Genomic DNA, 18569 nt, shown 5'->3' with positions numbered 1-18569 from the left:
GAGGATATACACCATGGAATTTACAAAACTGCTGGAAGAAAGAAGAAGCATCCGCGCGTTTGATCCGGAGAAACACGTAACCGCAGAGCAGATCCAGGAGATCGTACAGGCAGCGATTCAGGCACCGTCCTGGAAAAACTCACAGACAACACGGTACTATGCCCTTGTAACACCGGAGAAAGTCGAAGAATTTTCCGCAAAATGCCTTCCGGAATTCAATCAGAAGAGCTCCAAAGGAGCCGTACTTGTCGTAACCACATTCGTAAAAGACCGCTCCGGCTTCACGCAGGACGGAACACCGGACAATGAAGTCGGAAACGGCTGGGGCTATTACGATCTTGGCCTGCATGACGAAAACTTCATTCTGCGCGCAAGAGAACTCGGCCTCGACACCCTGATCATGGGTATCCGCAATGAGAAGGCCATCCGCGAAGCGCTCTCCATTCCGGAAAATGAACTTCTCGGAGCTGTCATCGCTGTCGGCTATCGTGCGATTAACCCGGACAAACCAAAACGCAAAACCGTGGATGATATCTTAAAACTGTTCTAAATCAGCCGCATCCGACTGAAAACGCGAACGGTACTTTCCGGGCGGGAATCCGAAAAACCGGGAGAACTGTTTGCTGAACGCATAGACATCACCATATCCTACCAGACCGGCAATTTCCTTCATCGGTACGCCGCCTTCGAGAAGAATACGAGCCTGCTCCATCTTCTTCCCGGTGCGGTACCGCGCGGGAGAGATGCCGGTCTGTTTTTTAAAAACTTTTCGAAACGTCTCATAACCAATCTGAAGTGACCGTGCAAGCTTCTCAAGAGAAATCTCCTCATCGAGATTCTGGGAGAGCGCATCACAGGCGGCCTCAATCGGGTCACGCTGCAGATTTACCGGGTGCACATGGTAGCCGTACATGCGCAGAATCTCTTTTTCCATCTCCGGAATCCGCAAAGGCAGCAGACTGTCCGGTGTGGCCTTTAACGACTGCAGAAGCTTCTGATACCGTTCCAGATCGCCGGGAAGCAGCTCTGCCTTTAACACCGGCTCCCGGTTCAGAACCGAAAGCGAACAGAACGATTCAAAAAACGGCTTCCCAATCGAGATAAAAAATTCCAGCCATTTCCCATCGGGGTCTACGCGTGTGGAATGCGGCACGCCCGGCAGACGCTGGACCAGACTTCCCGCCTGCAGCGGACAGGAGGTGCCGTCCTCGGCAATATATTCCCCGCTCCCGCGCAGCAGCACGAAGCAGCTGTAATATTCATTCGAAAAATGATACTGCGAGCGGTCTGCCGTCTCTTTCCGCATAAAACCGCACGCCAGAATCCCGTTTTTCATTTCATTTCCAATACAGCGATAGATAACATCACTCTTTTCAATTTTTGCAAGCAGATATTCCGGTATCATATGAACTCTCCTTTGTTTTCCCATTTTGGATAAAAGAAACACCAGATCAACTATTTCTCATCCACGTGCCGTGTTTTATACTGAATCATAAGATAACTGCATAAATCTTCTGGAAATCCACAGATGTATTATATCACAGGAAAGCAAAAAAGGAACACCAATCTGGATAAAAGAAGACAGGCAGTCGGAAGATGCAAAAAACAAAGATAAGGAGGGTTTTTAAGAACATGAGACAGACAAGAGACTGGGAGAATCAGCATGTAACACAGAAAAACCGTTATCCGATGCATACGCCGTACGGTGCGTATGAGACGGTAGAGGAGGCGCTCGCGGGAGACCGGAATGCATCCCGCTTTGTAACAGACCTGAACGGAGACTGGAAATTTAAACTGTATCCGTCACCGGAAGCTGCAGAAGCATTTTATGAAGAAACTTTCGACCACGCAGAATGGGATACGATTCCGGTTCCGTCCAACTGGGAGCTGCAGGGCTATGGAAAACCGGTTTACACCAACATGCTGTATCCATTCAAACGGGAAGGCAACGACGAAGCCTTTGAAATTGAAATCACAGAAGGCACCTACGAGCTGAACGCGCCGTACGTACCGGAGAAAAACCTGACGGGCTGCTATTTCAGAACCTTTGAAGTTCCGGCAGACTATGTCGGCAGACAGCTTCTCATCGATTTCGCAGGTGTCGAGTCCTGCTTCTATCTCTGGGTCAACGGAAAACAGGTCGGCTATTCCCAGGACAGCAAGGTAAACGCTGAGTTCGATATCACAGAGTACGTGAAAGAGGGAACAAATACCCTCGCGGTACAGGTCATGCGCTACTGTGACGGTACGTATCTCGAAGACCAGGATTACTGGCATCTGTCCGGCATTTACCGCGATGTCCGTCTCGTATCGAAACCGATGCAGCACATCCTGGACTACAAAGCAGAGACACTGTTTACCCATCCGGATTACACGAAAGCCACCCTTTCCGTTACGATCTGGCCGGACAACTCCAAACCGCTGTACGGCGAATACCATGCAAAAGTATCCCTGTACGATGCAGAGCAGAACAAAGTAACCGAGATGGTTTCCAAACCATTCGCGGAGTGCGGCTTCTATCTGATGCCGAAATTCATTGCAACCGTAACTGCTCCGGTAGAGAACCCGGCACTCTGGACCGCAGAGACTCCGAATCTTTACACTCTGGTTGTCGAACTGCAGAACAAAGAGAACGAAACCGTTGATATTGAGAGCTGCAAAGTCGGCTTCCGTCAGGTGGAAATCAACAGCCGCGGCGTTCTGACACTGAACGGCAAGCGCCTTGTCATCCGCGGTGTCGACCGCCACGATTTCTGTGCCGAGACGGGACGTACCGTTTCCGAAGAGCAGATGCGAAAAGAAATCGCTGTGATGAAAGGACTGAATTTCAATGCTGTCCGCACCAGCCATTACCCGAATTCCGTGAAATGGTACGATCTGTGTGATGAACTCGGTATTTATCTTGTCGATGAGACAAACCTTGAGACACACGGCTACGGCGGACAGCTCAGTGCATCCGCAGAGTGGGCAGCCGCTTATCTGGAGAGAGCAACCCGAATGGTACTGCGCGACAAGAACCATCCATCGATCGTGCTGTGGTCTCTTGGCAATGAATCCGGCGCAGGCGCAAACCATGCTGCCATGCACGGCTGGATCCGTGAATACGACAAGACGAGATATGTTCAGTATGAGTCCGGCAACCCGAAAGGAAACATTTCCGATGTCATCTGCCCGATGTATCCGACCATGAGCTGGCTCGAGGATGTGATGGCAGACGATTCCGATCTCCGACCGTTCATCATGTGCGAGTATGCATATGCAAAGAGCAACAGCAATGGAAACTTCAAGGAATTCTGGGATTACGTCAATAAATACCCGCGTTTCCAGGGCGGCTTTATCTGGGATTTTGCAGACAAAGCGATTGCCATCCACAAAGAGGACGGAAGCATCAAATACGGCTACGGCGGAGCATTCGGCGAGGATGTGACTGATCCGGTTCCGGATATGTGCCTGAACGGCGTTGTCTTTGCGGATCTTTCCTATAAACCGGGCGCATATGAGGTACGAAACGGCCAGTCTCCGGTTACGATCGAGCAGGTACGCAATCCATATACCGGTGAGACGGCATGGGTGCTGGCAAACCGGTATCATACCCTTGATCTTTCCCATCTTCAGGTGCGCTATGAGATCATACAGAATGGTAAAAAAGTCGCAGAAGGCAGCTATCCGGCATTCCACACTGCAGCAGGAACAACAGAGCCGCTTCCGATGCCGGAGCTTCCGGAGGAGCTGCACGGAGAGGCGTATGTGAACTATTATATTGAACTGGCAAATGATACCTTCTATGCACCGGCCGGAACAGAAGTATACCGCCGTCAGATTCCGGTTACCACAGGTGTTTATCTGGCAGAGGAAAAAGCAATCGCAGAGAAACCGCTGACCGTGGCAGAAGATGAAAATCAGGTTGTCATCACCGGTGAGGAGACAAAAATTGTCTTCGATAAAAAGACTGGTGAATTTACCGAGTATCAGACAAAGGGTGTTTCCTTTATGACCGGCGGAAAAGACGAGTTCTACCGTGCTGCAACCGGTATTGATGAGGGAACCCATGAGAGCGATTACGATGACATCTGGCGTGCAGAAGGCCTGGACCGACTGAAAAAAGAAGTGCAGGCCGTATCTGCTGTCAGCGCCGGAAATCAGATACTCCTTGAAGTACAGGCCTCCTACGCCGCAGAGCCGGACAACGCCGTACTCTTTACGGTTCAGACGCTGTACCGCATCGGCAGTGAGGGCATGGAACTGAAAAATGAAGTGGTAAACAACAGCGGTCTTGAGACAATCGCAAGAGTCGGTCAGTCCTTCCGCCTTCCGGCATCATTCGATACGCTGACCTGGTACGGAAAAGGACCGTGGGAAACGTATGCAGACCGAAAAGACGCAGCACTGACGGGTCTTTACACTTCGACCGTGGCAGAACAGCACGTTCCGTTCGTGGTACCGTGTGAGTGCGGCGGCCATGAGGACACGAGATCTGCCGTTCTTTCCGATGGAACACATACCATTCAGGTTGTAGGCGGTGATGATTTCCATTTCAGTGCCCTGCCGTATTCCATGGAAGCGTATCGGAAAGCTGCATATGAAGAGGAGCTTCCGAAAGAGACCACCGGCACCTGGCTGATGCTGGATGCAGCTCACGCAGGCCTTGGCGGAGATACCGGCTGGACGAAGAACCTTCATCCGGAGTACCGTGTATGCAAAGGCAGATACAGTTATACCTTCCGGTTCCATTTCGCATAAAAATCGTATAAAAACAGATACAACGGGCGGCTTTTCCATAAAAAGGCGGGGAGCCGCCCGCTTTTTGACTATTTTTATTTAGTAGTAATAATAATAAATACTTGACAATTTATAAGGAGTGGTGTAGGGTAAAAGTGTCAAAGGAATTTCACCGGATCCGGTGCAGTTCCGTTCACAATCCAATACGAAAAGAAGAGGTATTCATGATGAAAGAATTAAAGCCAATCAAAGAGGGTAAGGTACGCGAGATTTATGATAACGGCAACAGCCTGATCATGGTAGCAACCGACCGCATCAGCTGCTTCGATGTTATTCTGAACAATGTAGTAACGAAAAAGGGTACCGTTCTGACGCAGATGTCCAAATTCTGGTTTGACCTGACCGAGGATATCCTTCCGAATCATATGATCTCTGTAGACGTAAAAGACATGCCGGAATTTTTCCAGCAGGAGAAATTTGACGGAAACAGCATGATGTGCCGCAAGCTGGAAATGCTTCCTCTGGAGTGTATCGTCCGTGGTTACATCACAGGAAGCGGCTGGGCAAGCTATCAGAAGACCGGAAAAGTATGCGGCATCGAGCTCCCGGAGGGATTAAAAGAATCCGACAAGCTGCCTGAGCCAATCTACACTCCGTCCACCAAGGCTGAAATTGGGGATCATGACGAAAATATCTCTTATGAGCAGAGCATCGCTCACCTGGAAAAATACTTCCCGGGAAAAGGCGCTGAGTACGCAGAAAAGCTCCGCGACTACACCATCGCTCTGTATAAAAAATGCGCAGATTACGCATTAAGCAAAGGCATCATCATCGCAGACACCAAATTTGAGTTTGGCCTTGATGAAAACGGAAACATCGTTATCGGCGACGAGATGCTGACTCCGGACAGCTCCCGCTTCTGGCCGGCAGACGGCTACGAGCCAGGCCATGGCCAACCGTCTTTCGACAAACAGTTCGCCCGCGACTGGCTCAAAGCCAACGACGGAAACCACGACTGGACCCTGCCGCAGGAAATCGTGGACAAGACCATCGAGAAATACCTTCAGGCATACGAGATGCTGACTGGAAAACCGCTGGCATAAAGAATATTATAGTGTTAAAAAGCTACAGGAGGCAGATTCTGCCTCCTGTTTTTGCGCAGTTTTTGATAATATCGGAAGATAATCAGATACTCATATTCGGGAAACATGTGATATAATAGGGAGAAAGACAGTATACCAAGGAGGAAACACAAGATGAAAGTTGCATCTGCAGTTGAAAAAATGACAGATTTTTACAAAGGAAATATTCATGACATTTATCATTTTCTGAAAGTATGGGCCTATGCAAAGAACATCGGTGAGGCAGAAGGCCTGGATCCGAAAACACAGGAAACGCTGGAAATGGCCGCTGTTGTCCATGATATCGCCTGCCCGCTGTGCCGCGAGAAATACGGAAACGCCAGCGGAAAACATCAGGAAGAGGAGAGCGCACCGCTGGTTGCAGAATTTTTCAAAGATGTGCCTGCCGGAGAACTGGATGTCGACCGCATTACATGGCTGGTTACCCATCATCATACCTACACCAATGTGGAGGGAATGGATTACCAGATCCTGCTGGAAGCCGATTTCCTTGTCAATGCCGGGGAGAGCGGATATTCGAAACAGGTGATTGAGAATTTCTGCGGCAAGGTGTTTCGGACGGAAACGGGAACGCGGCTGTTAAAGAGTATGTTTCTGGAAAATAAATAAGACTATGAAGTATAAAATTGCGATCTGCGACGATTCAGAGGCAGACAGACAATATATCGGGAATATGGTGGAGCGCTGGGCATCATCTGCCGGGCATGTGGTACAGATCGATTCGTTTCCTTCCGCCGAAAATTTCCTGTTCCACTATGCCGAAGAATGTGATTACGATATTCTGCTTCTGGACGTTGAAATGGGTGAAATGGACGGAGTTACGATGGCAAAAAAGCTTCGCCAAAGCAACGATACCGTGCAGATCATCTTCATCACAGGTTATTCCGATTACATTTCCGAAGGCTACGAAGTGGCGGCACTTCATTATCTGATGAAGCCGGTCAAAGAAGAAAAGCTCTGCTTGGTGCTGGATCGTGCCGTGGAGAAGCTGTCGAAAAATGAAAAGGTTCTGAATTTTGAGACCGGCGGAGAAATGGTACGTGTTCCGATTTATCAGATCCGCTATGCGAATGTGTCCGGCAACTACGTGACAGTTCACGCACTGTCCGACGTTACCGTGAAAATGACGCTGAGTGAGCTGGAAAAGCAGCTCGATGAGCGGTTCTACCGGGCGGGGCGTTCCTGTATTGTGAATCTTTCCTGTATCAGCCGTGTCACCAGAAAAGAAATACACTTAAGCGATAAAACCGTGCTGCCCCTGCCAAGAGGTGCTTACGAGCCGCTGAACCGGGCAATCATCAACATGAGGTAAAGCAGATGGGATTTTTTTCCAGAAAAATAGAAAAACAGATTGATTCTTATCAGCACGAACTGATCGAAACACATTACCGGGAAGTTGACAATATGTACCGGCAGATCCGCGGATGGCGCCATGACTATCGAAATCATATCCAGACGATGAAAGCCTATGCGGCCGCCAAAGACTGGGATGCCGTTCAGCATTACCTGGATCTGCTGGACGAAGACCTGACGACGGTGGATACGGTAATCAAAACCGGCAATTCCATGACCGATGCGATTCTTAATTCAAAAATCTCGCTTGCCAAAGCAAAAGGAATCGAAGTCGTGGCTGATGCACACATCCCCGTAAAGCTGAAATCTTCGGAAATCGACCTGTGCTGCATCATTGGAAATCTTTTTGACAATGCCATCGAGGCAAGTCTGAAGCTCCCGGAGGAGCAGCGCCTCATCCGGGTATATATGGATATGAAAAATACGCAGCTTTATATCTCTTTCACGAACTTTACGGCTGGTAAAAAGATGAAAAAGGAAGGGAAACTGTTCCGCAGTACGAAAGGCGAAGGCCATGGATTCGGCCTTGTGCGGATCGATGCGATTGTGGAACGGCTCGACGGCTACATCAGCCGCAACAGCGAAGACGGAGCCTTCACAACAGAAATCCTGCTCCCGCAGGTGTAATATGTGAAATCTGCAGTTCATCACCAGAAAATGACAATTCGTCCCCAGAATGATCCGGGGGCGAATTTTTATGGTAAAACATACACTCGAGGTGAGAAAATGAAAAAGAAAGAAAAACCAAAATACAACACCGTCCAAAATATCGGCTGGATGGTAAAAATGGCATGGAACAGCAGCAGAAGAGTCCTGCTTTTCTGTGTGGTGACCGCAGTGCTGGAAGTGCTGCTGAACCTGGTGCAGCTCTATCTTGCGCCGGAGGTGCTCGCAAAAGTGGAGCAGAAAACATCCGTGCAGGATCTGTTGGTCACGATTGGTATCTTTACCGCCGCACTGTTTTTGGTACAGGGATGCAAAGAGTATGTAAAAACAAACACACTGTTCCCGCGGGTCGATGTCCGCACGGCGATTATCGGAAAAATTGCGGAAAAATGCAGCGGTACTTCGTATCCCAATACCTTAAGCGACCTCTTTCTGAAACTGCGGGAAAAAGCGCATCTGGCCTGCGAGGGCAATGAGCAGGCCACGGAACATATATGGGAAACTTTGACACAGCTTTTGAAAAATGTGGGCGGTCTGCTGATTTATCTGACCATTCTGTCCCGGATGGATCCAGTCCTTCTGCTGGTGATCATCGCCACCTGTGCGATCGGGTTTCTCGTATCCCTGTATCCCAACAACTGGCGCTACCGGCACCGGGAAGAGGAAGAAGCCTATTATCAGAAGAAATCCTACATCCGTTTAAAAGCAGAATCGATGGAACTGGCAAAAGACATCCGTATTTTCGGTCTGCAGAACTGGATGAATGAACTGCTGGATCAGATCCACAATCTCTATCTGGATTTTACGCTTCGCGGTGAACGGGTGGAAGTGCTGGCAGATCTGACGGAAGTGGTGATGACTATGATACGAAACGGTATTGCCTATGTGTATCTGATCAACATGACACTGAACGAGGGCTTAAGTGTCTCTTCGTTCCTGCTGTATTTTACCGCAGTCACAACCTTTACCGAGTGGGTGATGGGCATTCTGCGGGAACTCGGCACACTGCAGAAAGAAAGTCTGGATATCTCCCGTGTCCGTGAATTTCTGGATTACCCGGAACCGTTCCTGTTTGAAAAGGGAGAGACTGTTCCCAAAGCAACAGCGTATGAACTGAAAATGGATCAGGTATCGTTCCGCTATCCCGGTGCTGATGCGGATACGATTCATGAGATGAAACTGACGGTTCATCCCGGTGAAAAGCTGGCGATTGTCGGACTGAACGGTGCCGGAAAAACGACTCTGGTGAAGCTCCTGTGCGGCCTTCTGGATCCCACGCAGGGCGCCGTGCTGCTGAACGGGAAGGATATTCGTACATTTAACCGCAGAGAATATTATGGACTGTTCAGCGCCGTGTTTCAGGAGTTTTCCGTGCTGGATGTGACCGTCGCAGAGCAAGTTGCACAGACGACAGAGAATATCGACTATGACAAAGTTACCGACTGCCTGGAAAAAGCAGGGCTGATATCGATGATGGAAAAACTGCCGCAGGGTCTGAAAACACATGTGGGCCGAGAGGTTTATCTGGATGGAATCCTGTTCTCCGGCGGACAGACGCAGCGGCTGATGCTGGCACGGGCACTTTACAAAGACGGGCCGATTCTGCTTCTGGATGAGCCGACTGCTGCTCTTGATCCGATTGCGGAAAACGATATTTATGAGAAATACAGTGCGATGACGACAGGAAAAACATCACTCTTTATTTCCCACCGTCTGGCGTCGACCCGGTTCTGTGACCGTATTATTTTTGTTGCAGACGGCGGAATCAAAGAGGAAGGCACGCATGAAAGCCTGCTGGCAGCGGGCGGTGCATACGCAGAACTCTTTGAGGTGCAGAGCCGCTATTATCAGGAAGGAAAGGAATTCTAAAAATGAAAGAAAACGTAACGATGCGGCATGCCGCCGCGATGCACCTGCGTGCAGTCCGGGAACTCCATCAAGTGACACCGTCCTTTTTCCATGTCCTGACGCTGTATTGCATCTTTGATGCTGTGCTGCCGTATGTAACCGTATTCTTTTCCGCCAGAATTCTGACGGAGCTGGCTGTTCTGCGACGTGCAGAAATTCTGTGGCAATGGGTTTTCGCCGGAGTGGTATGTACGGGTCTTGGTGCAATTGCAAAAGCAATGCTTTTCAGAAGGTATCATTCACTGCTCAATGACCTCTACGGACGGAAAGAAATTCTGTTCATCCATAAAATGTTCGAGCTTGATTATGCGGAATTGGATAAGCAGGAAAATCATGACCTTCGGGAGCAGATCCGGCAGAATGAAAACTGGGCATCCTGGGGACTGATGCGGACTGAGCGTGTCTATTCCGGCGCAGTGACCAGCGTTCTTGGACTGCTGGGCGGCATGACACTGACGGTCAGTTTGTTTCTGTCTCCCGTACCAGAGGATGCGGAATGGCTGACCGTACTGAACCATCCGCTGTTTGTGGTGATTCTGGCGGCAGGAATCCTGGTGATCAGTATTTTTGCCGGAAGGCTCAGTGCAGCGTCTATGAAATGCTGGAGCGATTTTGCAGAGGAAGCAACGTTTGGCAACCGGCTGTTCAGTCATTTCGGATTTGTCGGGAAAGATGCGAAGCGCAGTATGGACATTCGCATGAATGATCAGCAGCGGCTGATCCGTGCGTATTGGAAATGCAATTCCTCCTTTGGCGTCCGCGGTGTTTTCAGTAAATCGGCGCAGGGGAAAATGGGCATATACACCAGCCTGGGAATGGGGATCACGACGCTCACTACAGGTATGATCTACGTATTTACCTGCTTAAAAGCATTGGGCGGTGCCTTTGATGTAGGCAGCATTACCCAGTATGTGGGTGCAGCTACGGCAATGGTTTCGAATGTTTTTGCACTCACGGATATGATCGGTACTCTGAAAACGAATACCCCGTACCTGGAAAAAACCTTCGAATTTCTGGATATTCCAAATGCGATGTATCAGGGCAGCCTGACGACAGAGAAACGTTCGGATCGGCGCTACGAGGTAGAATTCCGGGATGTATCCTTCCGCTATCCCGGTTCGGAACTTTGGTCTTTACGCCATGTGAATCTGAAATTCAAGGTCGGCAGACGTCTTGCTGTTGTGGGGGAAAACGGAAGCGGAAAGACGACGTTTATTAAACTTCTATGCCGCCTGTATGACCCGCAGGAAGGACAGATTCTTCTGAACGGAATTGATATCCACAAGTATAAATACGACGATTACCGAAACATTTTTTCCGTAGTATTCCAGGATTTCCAGCTCATCTGCCAGCCGCTCGGCAATAACGTGGCGGGCAGTATGAAATATGACAGGGAGCGGGCGAAAAAGGCGCTGGTGGATGCAGGATTCGGCGACCGTCTGGCATCCATGAAAAAAGGGCTGGATACGATGCTCTACAAGAATCTGTCCGAGGACGGCGTGGAGGTTTCCGGCGGCGAGGCACAAAAGATTGCCATTGCCCGCGCGCTGTACAAGGATGCACCGTTTATCATCCTCGATGAACCGACCGCCGCGCTCGATCCGATTGCGGAAGCTGAGATCTATGAAAAGTTTGACAAAATCGCAGGCGACAAGACAGCCGTCTATATTTCACACCGTCTGTCCTCCTGTAAATTCTGCGATGAGATCGCCGTGTTCCAGGATGGGGCTGTGATCCAGCAGGGCACCCACGACGAACTGATCGCGGATACAAAAGGCAAGTATTACGAGCTCTGGAATGCGCAGGCACAGTATTATACAGAATAATATGAAAAAGAAAACAGCAGCAATTTTCATCCCAATGCAGGAGATGAAGCTTACTGCTGTTTTTTTTCTTACCATTTCGAAACAAATTCCAGTGTTTTTGTCAGGAAATCCAAACGGGCTTTGAGACCCTTTTCTTTGTTCTTTCCGCGGTCGCCTTTGAAGAGCCGTGCACTCGGCAGGTACATAGGCACAAACATGTTATCCATCTTGGAGTTGATCAAAAGAACCGGTCCGGTGATCTGCTCCGCCTTGATTTCTGCACCGGGAGCAGGATTCTGTACGAGTGGCTCATAAAGATCATAAATCCATCGGGATCGACACGATAGATATGATTTTCTGTTTTTGCCATAACGCTTGATTCCTTTCCCATACGTTCTGATATACCTATTACATCATAAGCGGTGTTGATCTGAGCAAAAAATCACCGAGTTAAAATACAAAAATTACACATTAAGGGTCAAAAAAGGCATTCGATATCCTTATTGACGTCAAATAGTTCCTGTTGTATATTAAAAAACAGAAAACATGGGAGAGGCGGACTGATCATGAAAACAATCGGAATTGATATTGGAACAACGACCCTCAGCGGTGTCGTTCTGGAAAAAACAGATACGGGAAAGCCAAAAGTTCTTGAGGCAAAAACAATTGAAAACGGCAGTTTTCTTCCAACAGTGAAGGACTGGGAAAGAATTCAGGATGCGGAGAAAATTATAAAGAAAAGCCGGGAGCTGCTGGATGATTTTCTGGACAGATACCCGGACGTGGAACGAATCGGACTTACGGGACAGATGCATGGGATTGTTTATATTGACAAGGAGGGAAACGGTGTCAGTCCACTGTATACCTGGCAGGATGCAAGGGGAAATCTGTGTGAAGAAAAGAAGAGTTCGCTGGTCGAAGAAATTCAGCAGACCTGTCACATCCTGGCGGCCTCCGGCTATGGACTGGTTACGCATATTTATAATCTAAGGCACATTCTGGTGCCAGACACAGCCGTCAGTCTCTGTACCATCATGGATTACTTCGGCATGAAGCTGACCGGAAGGAAAAAAGCGCTGGTGCATGCGAGCAATGCCGCAAGTTTCGGATTCTGGGACGGACAAAAAAACTGCTTTCTGACAGAAGAACTGCATCAGATGGGCGTAGAAGAAAAATGGCTTCCAGATGTCTGCATGGGAATCGAAATTCTGGGAACCTACAGAAACCGCACGGTGACCACGGCTATCGGTGATAATCAGGCGAGCTTTCTCGGATCAGCCGGAACGGAGAAAAATACCCTGCTGATCAATATGGGAACCGGCGGACAGATTTCGGTGCTTTCCGATCAGTATTTTACGGCAGACAGAATTGAAGCAAGACCTTTCCTGAACGGAACGTATCTTCTTGCTGGATCGTCCCTGTGCGGAGGAAAAGCCTATGCGCTGCTGGAACATTTCTTCCGAAACTTCGTAAAAGCAGCAGCCGGACAGGATGAACCTCTGTATCAGACCATGGAGCAGCTGGCAAGAGCCGGGAAAGAAGTTCATGCAGGGCAGGAAGAAAAGCAGAGACTTCGGATTAAAACAACGTTTGACGGAACAAGAGTCCACCCGGAGCAGACGGGAAGCATTACCAATCTGACAGCAGAGAATTTTACGCCGGAATTGTTTGTCTACGGAGTTCTGGAAGGAATGAGCAGAGAACTCTACACGATGTATCAGACGATCCATGCGGGAACTGCAATTAAAATCGAGCATATGATTGGATCTGGAAACGGGCTGCGGAAGAATCCTGTCCTCTGCGAGATCATGAAAGAAATGTTCGGCGCAGAACTGACGCTGGCAGAGTATGAAGAAGAGGCCGCCGCCGGAGCCGCAGTCAGCAGCTTTTTCTGATTTTTTCTATAGCAAGACCCGAAAATAATGCAAAAAAGGCAGTGCTGCAAAGCGCGAATTGCAAGGAACAGATTTGAAGGCGTACCGGGGTACGACGAAAATCTGTGACGCAGTAATTCACGCTCTGCGGTGCTGAATTTTTTGCATTATTTTCGGGTCTTGCTATAAACAGGCAATAAAATATGGAATACAATTTTCTTGCTCCGGTCTGTGTTTTACAGGCTGGAGTATTTTGCTTTTGTTTACACGCACGTAATTTAGTTGCATCTGCGCCATTCGTTGTATATACTAGAAGAACAAGGTTACGGAAAGGGATACTATTTTTAGAAAACGGATTATGGAAACGGAACGCTTAAAGAAAAAGATTTTAGCATGTAAAACGCGTAATTGAAAACGCCGTCTGATTTGTTGCAGTCAGACGGCGTTTTCAATTACGAAGGTTTCATGGAAACATAGCTGTTATTTCGTTTCCTGTCCCGCTTTCTTCCGGAACAGTTCTTTTCCACAGCTGATGACAATGATGACACCAAGAACCATCAGCAGAATGGCGATGATGAGCTGCAGTCCCTCAACGAGGAAGACAGCGGTTCCTGCTCCATACGCTTTTACCAGTGCGATGACACGCTCTACCAGAGCGGTAAAGGTGACGCAGAGCATGATGATAAGCGGCGGGAACAGGGTTCTGTTTTCACGGCCGGTGACTTTCAGGAAGACACAGAGGGTGATCAGAACCAGTGCACTCAGCATCTGGTTAGCACTTCCGAACAGCGGCCAGATATTGGCATATCCGATCTGGGTCAGGATATAGCCGCAGAGCAGGGTAACAATGGTAGAGAAATATTTGTTGCAGAGCAGTTTTCTCCATCCGGCGGCATGCTCCATATCATCGACAGTGAACAGTTCCTGGAAGGACATACGGCCGATTCGTGCAACGGAGTCAAGACTGGTAAGCGCCAGCGCTGATACACACATCGTCATGAAGCACTGTGCGCCGTAAACCGGGATGCCGAACATTTCCAGGAATCCGGCAACACCGGAAGAAAAGATGGCAAATGGAGTTCCGACAGCGGCCGTACCGTCTGCAGAAGCAGCTGCACCGGCAACGCAGAGGGCGAGGACGGCAAGCAGGCTTTCCAGAACCATGGCGCCGTATCCGACTTTCTGCATATCTTTTTCATTCGCAATGGTTTTCGAAGAGGTTCCAGACGATACCAGGCTGTGGAATCCGGAAACGGCACCGCAGGCAACGGTGACAAACAGGATCGGGAACAGGTCTCCGGATGTCGCATTGTGGAAACCGGTGTACATTGGAAGATTCATTTTCGGGTGTGCAACAACAAGTCCGACAACAGCGCCGAGGATCATACCGGCAAACATAAAGGTTGTCATAAAGTCACGCGGCTGCATCAGAAGCCACATCGGAAGGACAGCGGCAAGAAAGATGTAGGCAAATACCAGATAAGTCCAGGTTGCTTTGCTTGTTACAAGCGGTACATTCATGCCGATTGCAAAGGCTGCAACGGTGCAGGCAAGGCCGAGTACCATTTCTTTCCAGCCTTTCCACTGCAGTTTTTTCTGGAGCAGTCCGAAGACAACAGCAAAAGCGATAAACAGCAGGGAGATGCTTCCGGCAGCGCCGTTTACAGTTGCCTGGGCAGAAAGCTTTGTGACGCCGTCAACCGTTTCGTAAGCATTAAATGTTCCAGCAACCATATCGGCAAAGGCGGCGATAACGATCAGTGTAAAGAGCCAGCAGAAGAGAAGAAACAGTTTCTTTCCTGTTTTGCCGATGTATTTCTCAATGAGAAGTCCCATGGATTTTCCTTCGTTTTTGACACTTGCATACAGCGCACCGAAATCGGTAACAGCGCCAAAGAAGATACCGCCGATCAGGATCCATAAAAGGACGGGAACCCATCCAAAGACAGCGGCCTGAATGGCACCGGTGACAGGGCCTGCACCTGCGATTGAAGAAAACTGATGGGCGAATACGGTCCATCCATCGGTAGGGACGTAATCCTGACCGTCATTTTTTGCAACGGCAGGTGTTTTTGCTTTGGGATCGATGCCCCATTTCTTTGCCAGCCAGCTTCCGTAGAAGGTATAACCTGCTACCAGACATACGGCGGCGATCAGTACAATAACCAACGTGTTCATAATAAAATTCCTCCTCGTTCTGAAATGATATTTCCAGTTTACATGGATTCCAAATGGAAAAAGAAAAGGCAATTGTGTTGGTATGCTTGGAAACAAAAAAACTTCGTCTCCCTGACTTATGCAAGAAGACGAAGCTTTCAAAAAACGCTCCGCGTTACCACTTCTAATTATCGGCTGTTTCTTTTGGTCGATCACTCAGACAAGATCCCCGAAATAATTTGATATGCTTTCCGGTGAATCTCTTCTCTGCTAACGGTGAGAGGCCGGTCCGGACTACTTTCCATTTCTGGTTTCGTCTGTACAGCTCACAGGGGATTGTTCTTTGGGATACCTGCCATCTCGCACCAGCCGATGGTTCTCTGCAAAGGCTCACCCGAAAAATGTTGTCCTGCTCATTGCTTTTTTCTGATCCCTTTTTTCTTTGGAACAACTTGCATTATAGTCTCATTTTTCGGTTTGTCAAGCAATTTTTTAAAAAATATCGTGTTTTTCCCTAAAAATAGTAAAAATCTTCTTCATGCGTATGAGATGGTTGTTCCGGAGGTAGCTTCTCTTGCCAGCGTTCTCCGTACCTGCCGGGAACAGGAGATCTGCCTGTGGATGGGCGAGACAGGAGGAAGAAATGAGCACGCATGGCAGACAACGATGTATGAGATTCTTTCCGAGTACCACGCCGGTTATAATCTGTGGTGCTGGAAAACAGTAGAGGGAGCAGGATGTGCTTCGATTCTGAACTTTAATGTTCCGGATGAATGACATCTGATTACCGATTATGCAATTAATGGTGTTATAAGCTTGAAGAGACTTCTTAATCACTATTTTTTTTAGAATTGGAGCTCCAACGTGATTAAAAAGTCTCTTGAGGCTTATTTTTTTACTCAAAACACAAAATTGTACTTTTTTAAAAACATTCTGAAACATACCAACCTTTTGGCACTCCAGACATGTAATTAGTGTAAGGAGCATTTCAGAATGACACAAAACCAAAAAGTTCCGTCAGGCGCACTGTAAAAGTGTAGCTGGGCAATGGGTTTCGTGTAAAGGGATTTTTGAAGTTTCTTACACGAACCTTGAAAACGGAACAGCCTGCCCATAGTGATACCAGATTTGAATGTGCATTTTGCATGTCTCTTCTGGAAATACGTGCCGGAAACATCAGAACCAGGTACAGGAACGGATATGGGATGAAAACAGGAACGGAAAAACGAAGAAAGGAGGGCGTCAGAGAATGGCACAGACACAGGGATTCATGACAGCGTTGTATGAACGTCTCAGTCGTGATGATGAATTAAATGGGGAATCCAACAGTATTTCAAACCAGAAAAAGCTTCTGGAGCAGTATGCAAAAGAGCATGGCTTTACCAATCTGGTGCATTTTACAGATGATGGAATCTCAGGCACAAGATTTGACCGCCCTGGCTTCCTTGCCATGATGAAAGAAGTGGAGTCCGGGAAAGTTGGGACGATCCTGATAAAAGATATGAGCCGAATGGGAAGAGATTATCTGAAAGTAGGGCAGTACATGGAACTGCTCCGGCAGAAGAACGTCCGACTGATCGCAGTCAATGAGAACGTGGACAGCTTCCGTGAGGATGATGATTTTACCCCATTCCGAAATATTATGAATGAGTGGTATGCAAGGGATACCAGCAAGAAGATTAAATCAACCTTTAAGGCAAAGGGCAAGTCAGGGAAGCATGTGGCAAGTACAACACCGTATGGCTATCTGAAAGATAAGGACGATCCGAATATATGGATTATTGATGAAGAAGCGGCGGCAGTTGTACGGAGAATCTTCCACATGACGATGGACGGATACGGGCCATACCAGATCGCCCGGATACTGAAAGAGGATAAAGTCGAAATACCGGCAGTTCATATGGCAAAGAAAGATGCCGGATTATGGAAAGGCAGGGTAGAGGAAATCAAAGATCCGTATGGATGGGGTTCTTCCACTGTTGCAGGGATTCTGAAGAAAAGGGAGTATCTTGGGCATACAGTGAACTTCAAGACCAGAAAGCACTTCAAGGATAAGAAAAGCCATTATAATTCCTCTTTCGATTTTTACCAGAGATTCACTGGTCATATCTATATTTTCCAATTGGAGCATACGGACAAGTTCAGTCTGACCGTATCATGATTCCGGTAATGAATAGACTAACTGCTACTAAAGCAATTCGAGCATTAAATCGACCAGATGCAGGCACAGTTCCGATTATTGCAATGACTGCTAATGCTTTTGCGGAAGATGCACAGAAATGTTTGGAAGCAGGAATGAATGCACATTTCGCAAAACCTTTGGATATTGAAAAGGTGAAAAAATCATTTATGAACAGACAAAAAATAGTAAATGGATGTGACAGCTTTTTTCTGCCACATACGATAACCGAGAGGAACAGAAAGGTACGATACCTTATCGTGGTTCCAGACGGGCACGCAGAGCATGACGCTCACAAAGCAATGTCCATTCAAATAGTTGGAACCATTGTGTGCAGCATGGTCAAACAGTTTTGAACCGTTTTCAAACTTTGTGCCAAATTTAGATACCATTGTATCATCAACACACAGAAATACCGGTTGCGTCTGTAATGAATCCGGTATCAGCTTCAAAGCAATCCGGGCAGTGGTATTCATAAATCTGGAATAATCAACTTTTGCATAGGAACATGCATAATAAAATACATTCAGTGATTTTTCTGTTACCCCGGATAAAAAATGCTGATAAAGAAAACGGATGGAATGCGCGGATTCCAAAGCCAGTATGGATAATATCAACAGAAACAGGGTATCTGCTGTTGGAACAGAAAAAGTTTCAAAATAAATCAAAAAATATTGATGAAGTCTACCAATCAGTGTTTTTTCGTTGTATAATGTTTTTGTCGTACAGGGTCACTTTCCTTTGTAATGTTTTGTGCCAAATTCAT

General features: G+C 47.9%; 14 protein-coding genes and 1 pseudogene. 12 read left to right on the top strand and 3 right to left on the bottom strand.

Annotated features, from left to right (window positions below; genetic code table 11):
• Positions 1-13 precede the first annotated feature (13 nt).
• Entirely contained in the window at positions 14-550 is a 537-nt protein-coding gene (locus ACY2VW_RS09440; protein ID WP_461877895.1) for a nitroreductase family protein, read from the top strand.
• On the opposite strand, the gene ACY2VW_RS09435 is transcribed toward ACY2VW_RS09440, so the two are convergent.
• Positions 536-1405 (bottom strand): helix-turn-helix domain-containing protein, encoded by an 870-nt coding sequence (locus ACY2VW_RS09435; RefSeq protein ID WP_461877894.1) that lies wholly within the window; start codon positions 1403-1405, stop codon positions 536-538. The two genes, ACY2VW_RS09440 and ACY2VW_RS09435, sit on opposite strands and share 15 nt — an antisense overlap.
• A 227-nt stretch (positions 1406-1632) precedes the next feature.
• On the opposite strand from ACY2VW_RS09435, the gene ACY2VW_RS09430 reads away from it, so the two are divergent.
• The 7 genes from ACY2VW_RS09430 to ACY2VW_RS09400 all read left to right on the top strand — a co-directional run bounded on the left by ACY2VW_RS09430 (position 1633) and on the right by ACY2VW_RS09400 (position 11614).
• Positions 1633-4740: a glycoside hydrolase family 2 TIM barrel-domain containing protein gene (locus ACY2VW_RS09430; RefSeq protein ID WP_461877893.1), complete on the top strand. Its 3108-nt coding sequence runs from the start codon at positions 1633-1635 to the stop codon at positions 4738-4740.
• 206 nt (positions 4741-4946) lie between these two features.
• A complete protein-coding gene (locus tag ACY2VW_RS09425) occupies positions 4947-5822 on the top strand; it encodes a phosphoribosylaminoimidazolesuccinocarboxamide synthase (protein WP_461877903.1) in 876 nt (291 codons plus the stop codon).
• Between the two features lie 153 nt (positions 5823-5975).
• Entirely contained in the window at positions 5976-6470 is a 495-nt protein-coding gene (locus tag ACY2VW_RS09420) for an HD domain-containing protein (RefSeq protein WP_461877892.1), read from the top strand.
• A gap of 4 nt (positions 6471-6474) precedes the next feature.
• Positions 6475-7173 (top strand): LytR/AlgR family response regulator transcription factor, encoded by a 699-nt coding sequence (locus ACY2VW_RS09415; RefSeq protein ID WP_461877891.1) that lies wholly within the window; start codon positions 6475-6477, stop codon positions 7171-7173.
• A 5-nt stretch (positions 7174-7178) separates the two neighbouring features.
• Positions 7179-7841: a sensor histidine kinase gene (locus tag ACY2VW_RS09410; protein ID WP_461873571.1), complete on the top strand. Its 663-nt coding sequence runs from the start codon at positions 7179-7181 to the stop codon at positions 7839-7841.
• A gap of 99 nt (positions 7842-7940) precedes the next feature.
• Positions 7941-9749 carry an ABC transporter ATP-binding protein gene (locus ACY2VW_RS09405; RefSeq protein ID WP_461877890.1) on the top strand — a complete coding sequence of 603 codons (1809 nt, stop codon included), beginning with the start codon at positions 7941-7943 and terminating at the stop codon, positions 9747-9749.
• A gap of 2 nt (positions 9750-9751) precedes the next feature.
• On the top strand, positions 9752-11614 hold the full coding sequence (locus ACY2VW_RS09400) for an ABC transporter ATP-binding protein (protein WP_461877889.1): 1863 nt from the start codon (positions 9752-9754) through the stop codon (positions 11612-11614).
• A gap of 217 nt (positions 11615-11831) precedes the next feature.
• Here the strand turns inward: ACY2VW_RS09400 and ACY2VW_RS09395 are convergent, their stop codons facing one another.
• Positions 11832-11963, bottom strand: coding sequence for a hypothetical protein (locus tag ACY2VW_RS09395; RefSeq protein ID WP_461877888.1), 132 nt, complete (start codon positions 11961-11963; stop codon positions 11832-11834).
• 196 nt (positions 11964-12159) lie between these two features.
• Here ACY2VW_RS09395 and ACY2VW_RS09390 point away from each other — a divergent pair, with 196 nt between their 5' ends.
• Positions 12160-13488 carry a sedoheptulokinase gene (locus ACY2VW_RS09390; protein ID WP_461877887.1) on the top strand — a complete coding sequence of 443 codons (1329 nt, stop codon included), beginning with the start codon at positions 12160-12162 and terminating at the stop codon, positions 13486-13488.
• Between the two features lie 459 nt (positions 13489-13947).
• Here ACY2VW_RS09390 and ACY2VW_RS09385 read toward each other — a convergent pair whose 3' ends face one another.
• Entirely contained in the window at positions 13948-15645 is a 1698-nt protein-coding gene (locus ACY2VW_RS09385) for a carbon starvation CstA family protein (protein ID WP_461873567.1), read from the bottom strand.
• A gap of 600 nt (positions 15646-16245) precedes the next feature.
• Between ACY2VW_RS09385 and ACY2VW_RS09380 the strand changes: the two genes are divergently transcribed.
• The 3 genes and pseudogenes from ACY2VW_RS09380 to ACY2VW_RS09370 all read left to right on the top strand — a co-directional run bounded on the left by ACY2VW_RS09380 (position 16246) and on the right by ACY2VW_RS09370 (position 18159).
• Complete coding sequence (locus tag ACY2VW_RS09380) at positions 16246-16401, top strand: hypothetical protein (RefSeq protein ID WP_461877886.1); 156 nt, start codon at positions 16246-16248, stop codon at positions 16399-16401.
• A 472-nt stretch (positions 16402-16873) separates the two neighbouring features.
• Positions 16874-17698, top strand: a pseudogene (locus ACY2VW_RS09375) (recombinase family protein); the annotation flags it as partial.
• Positions 17699-17781: 83 nt separating this feature from the next.
• A complete protein-coding gene (locus ACY2VW_RS09370; RefSeq protein ID WP_461877885.1) occupies positions 17782-18159 on the top strand; it encodes a response regulator in 378 nt (125 codons plus the stop codon).
• Positions 18160-18569: the final 410 nt, after the last annotated feature.

The sequence above is a fragment of the Fusicatenibacter sp. genome (genome assembly GCF_977045365.1).
The sequence above is the reverse complement of the archived record's forward strand: the minus strand, read 5'-3'. Positions and strand labels throughout refer to the sequence as shown.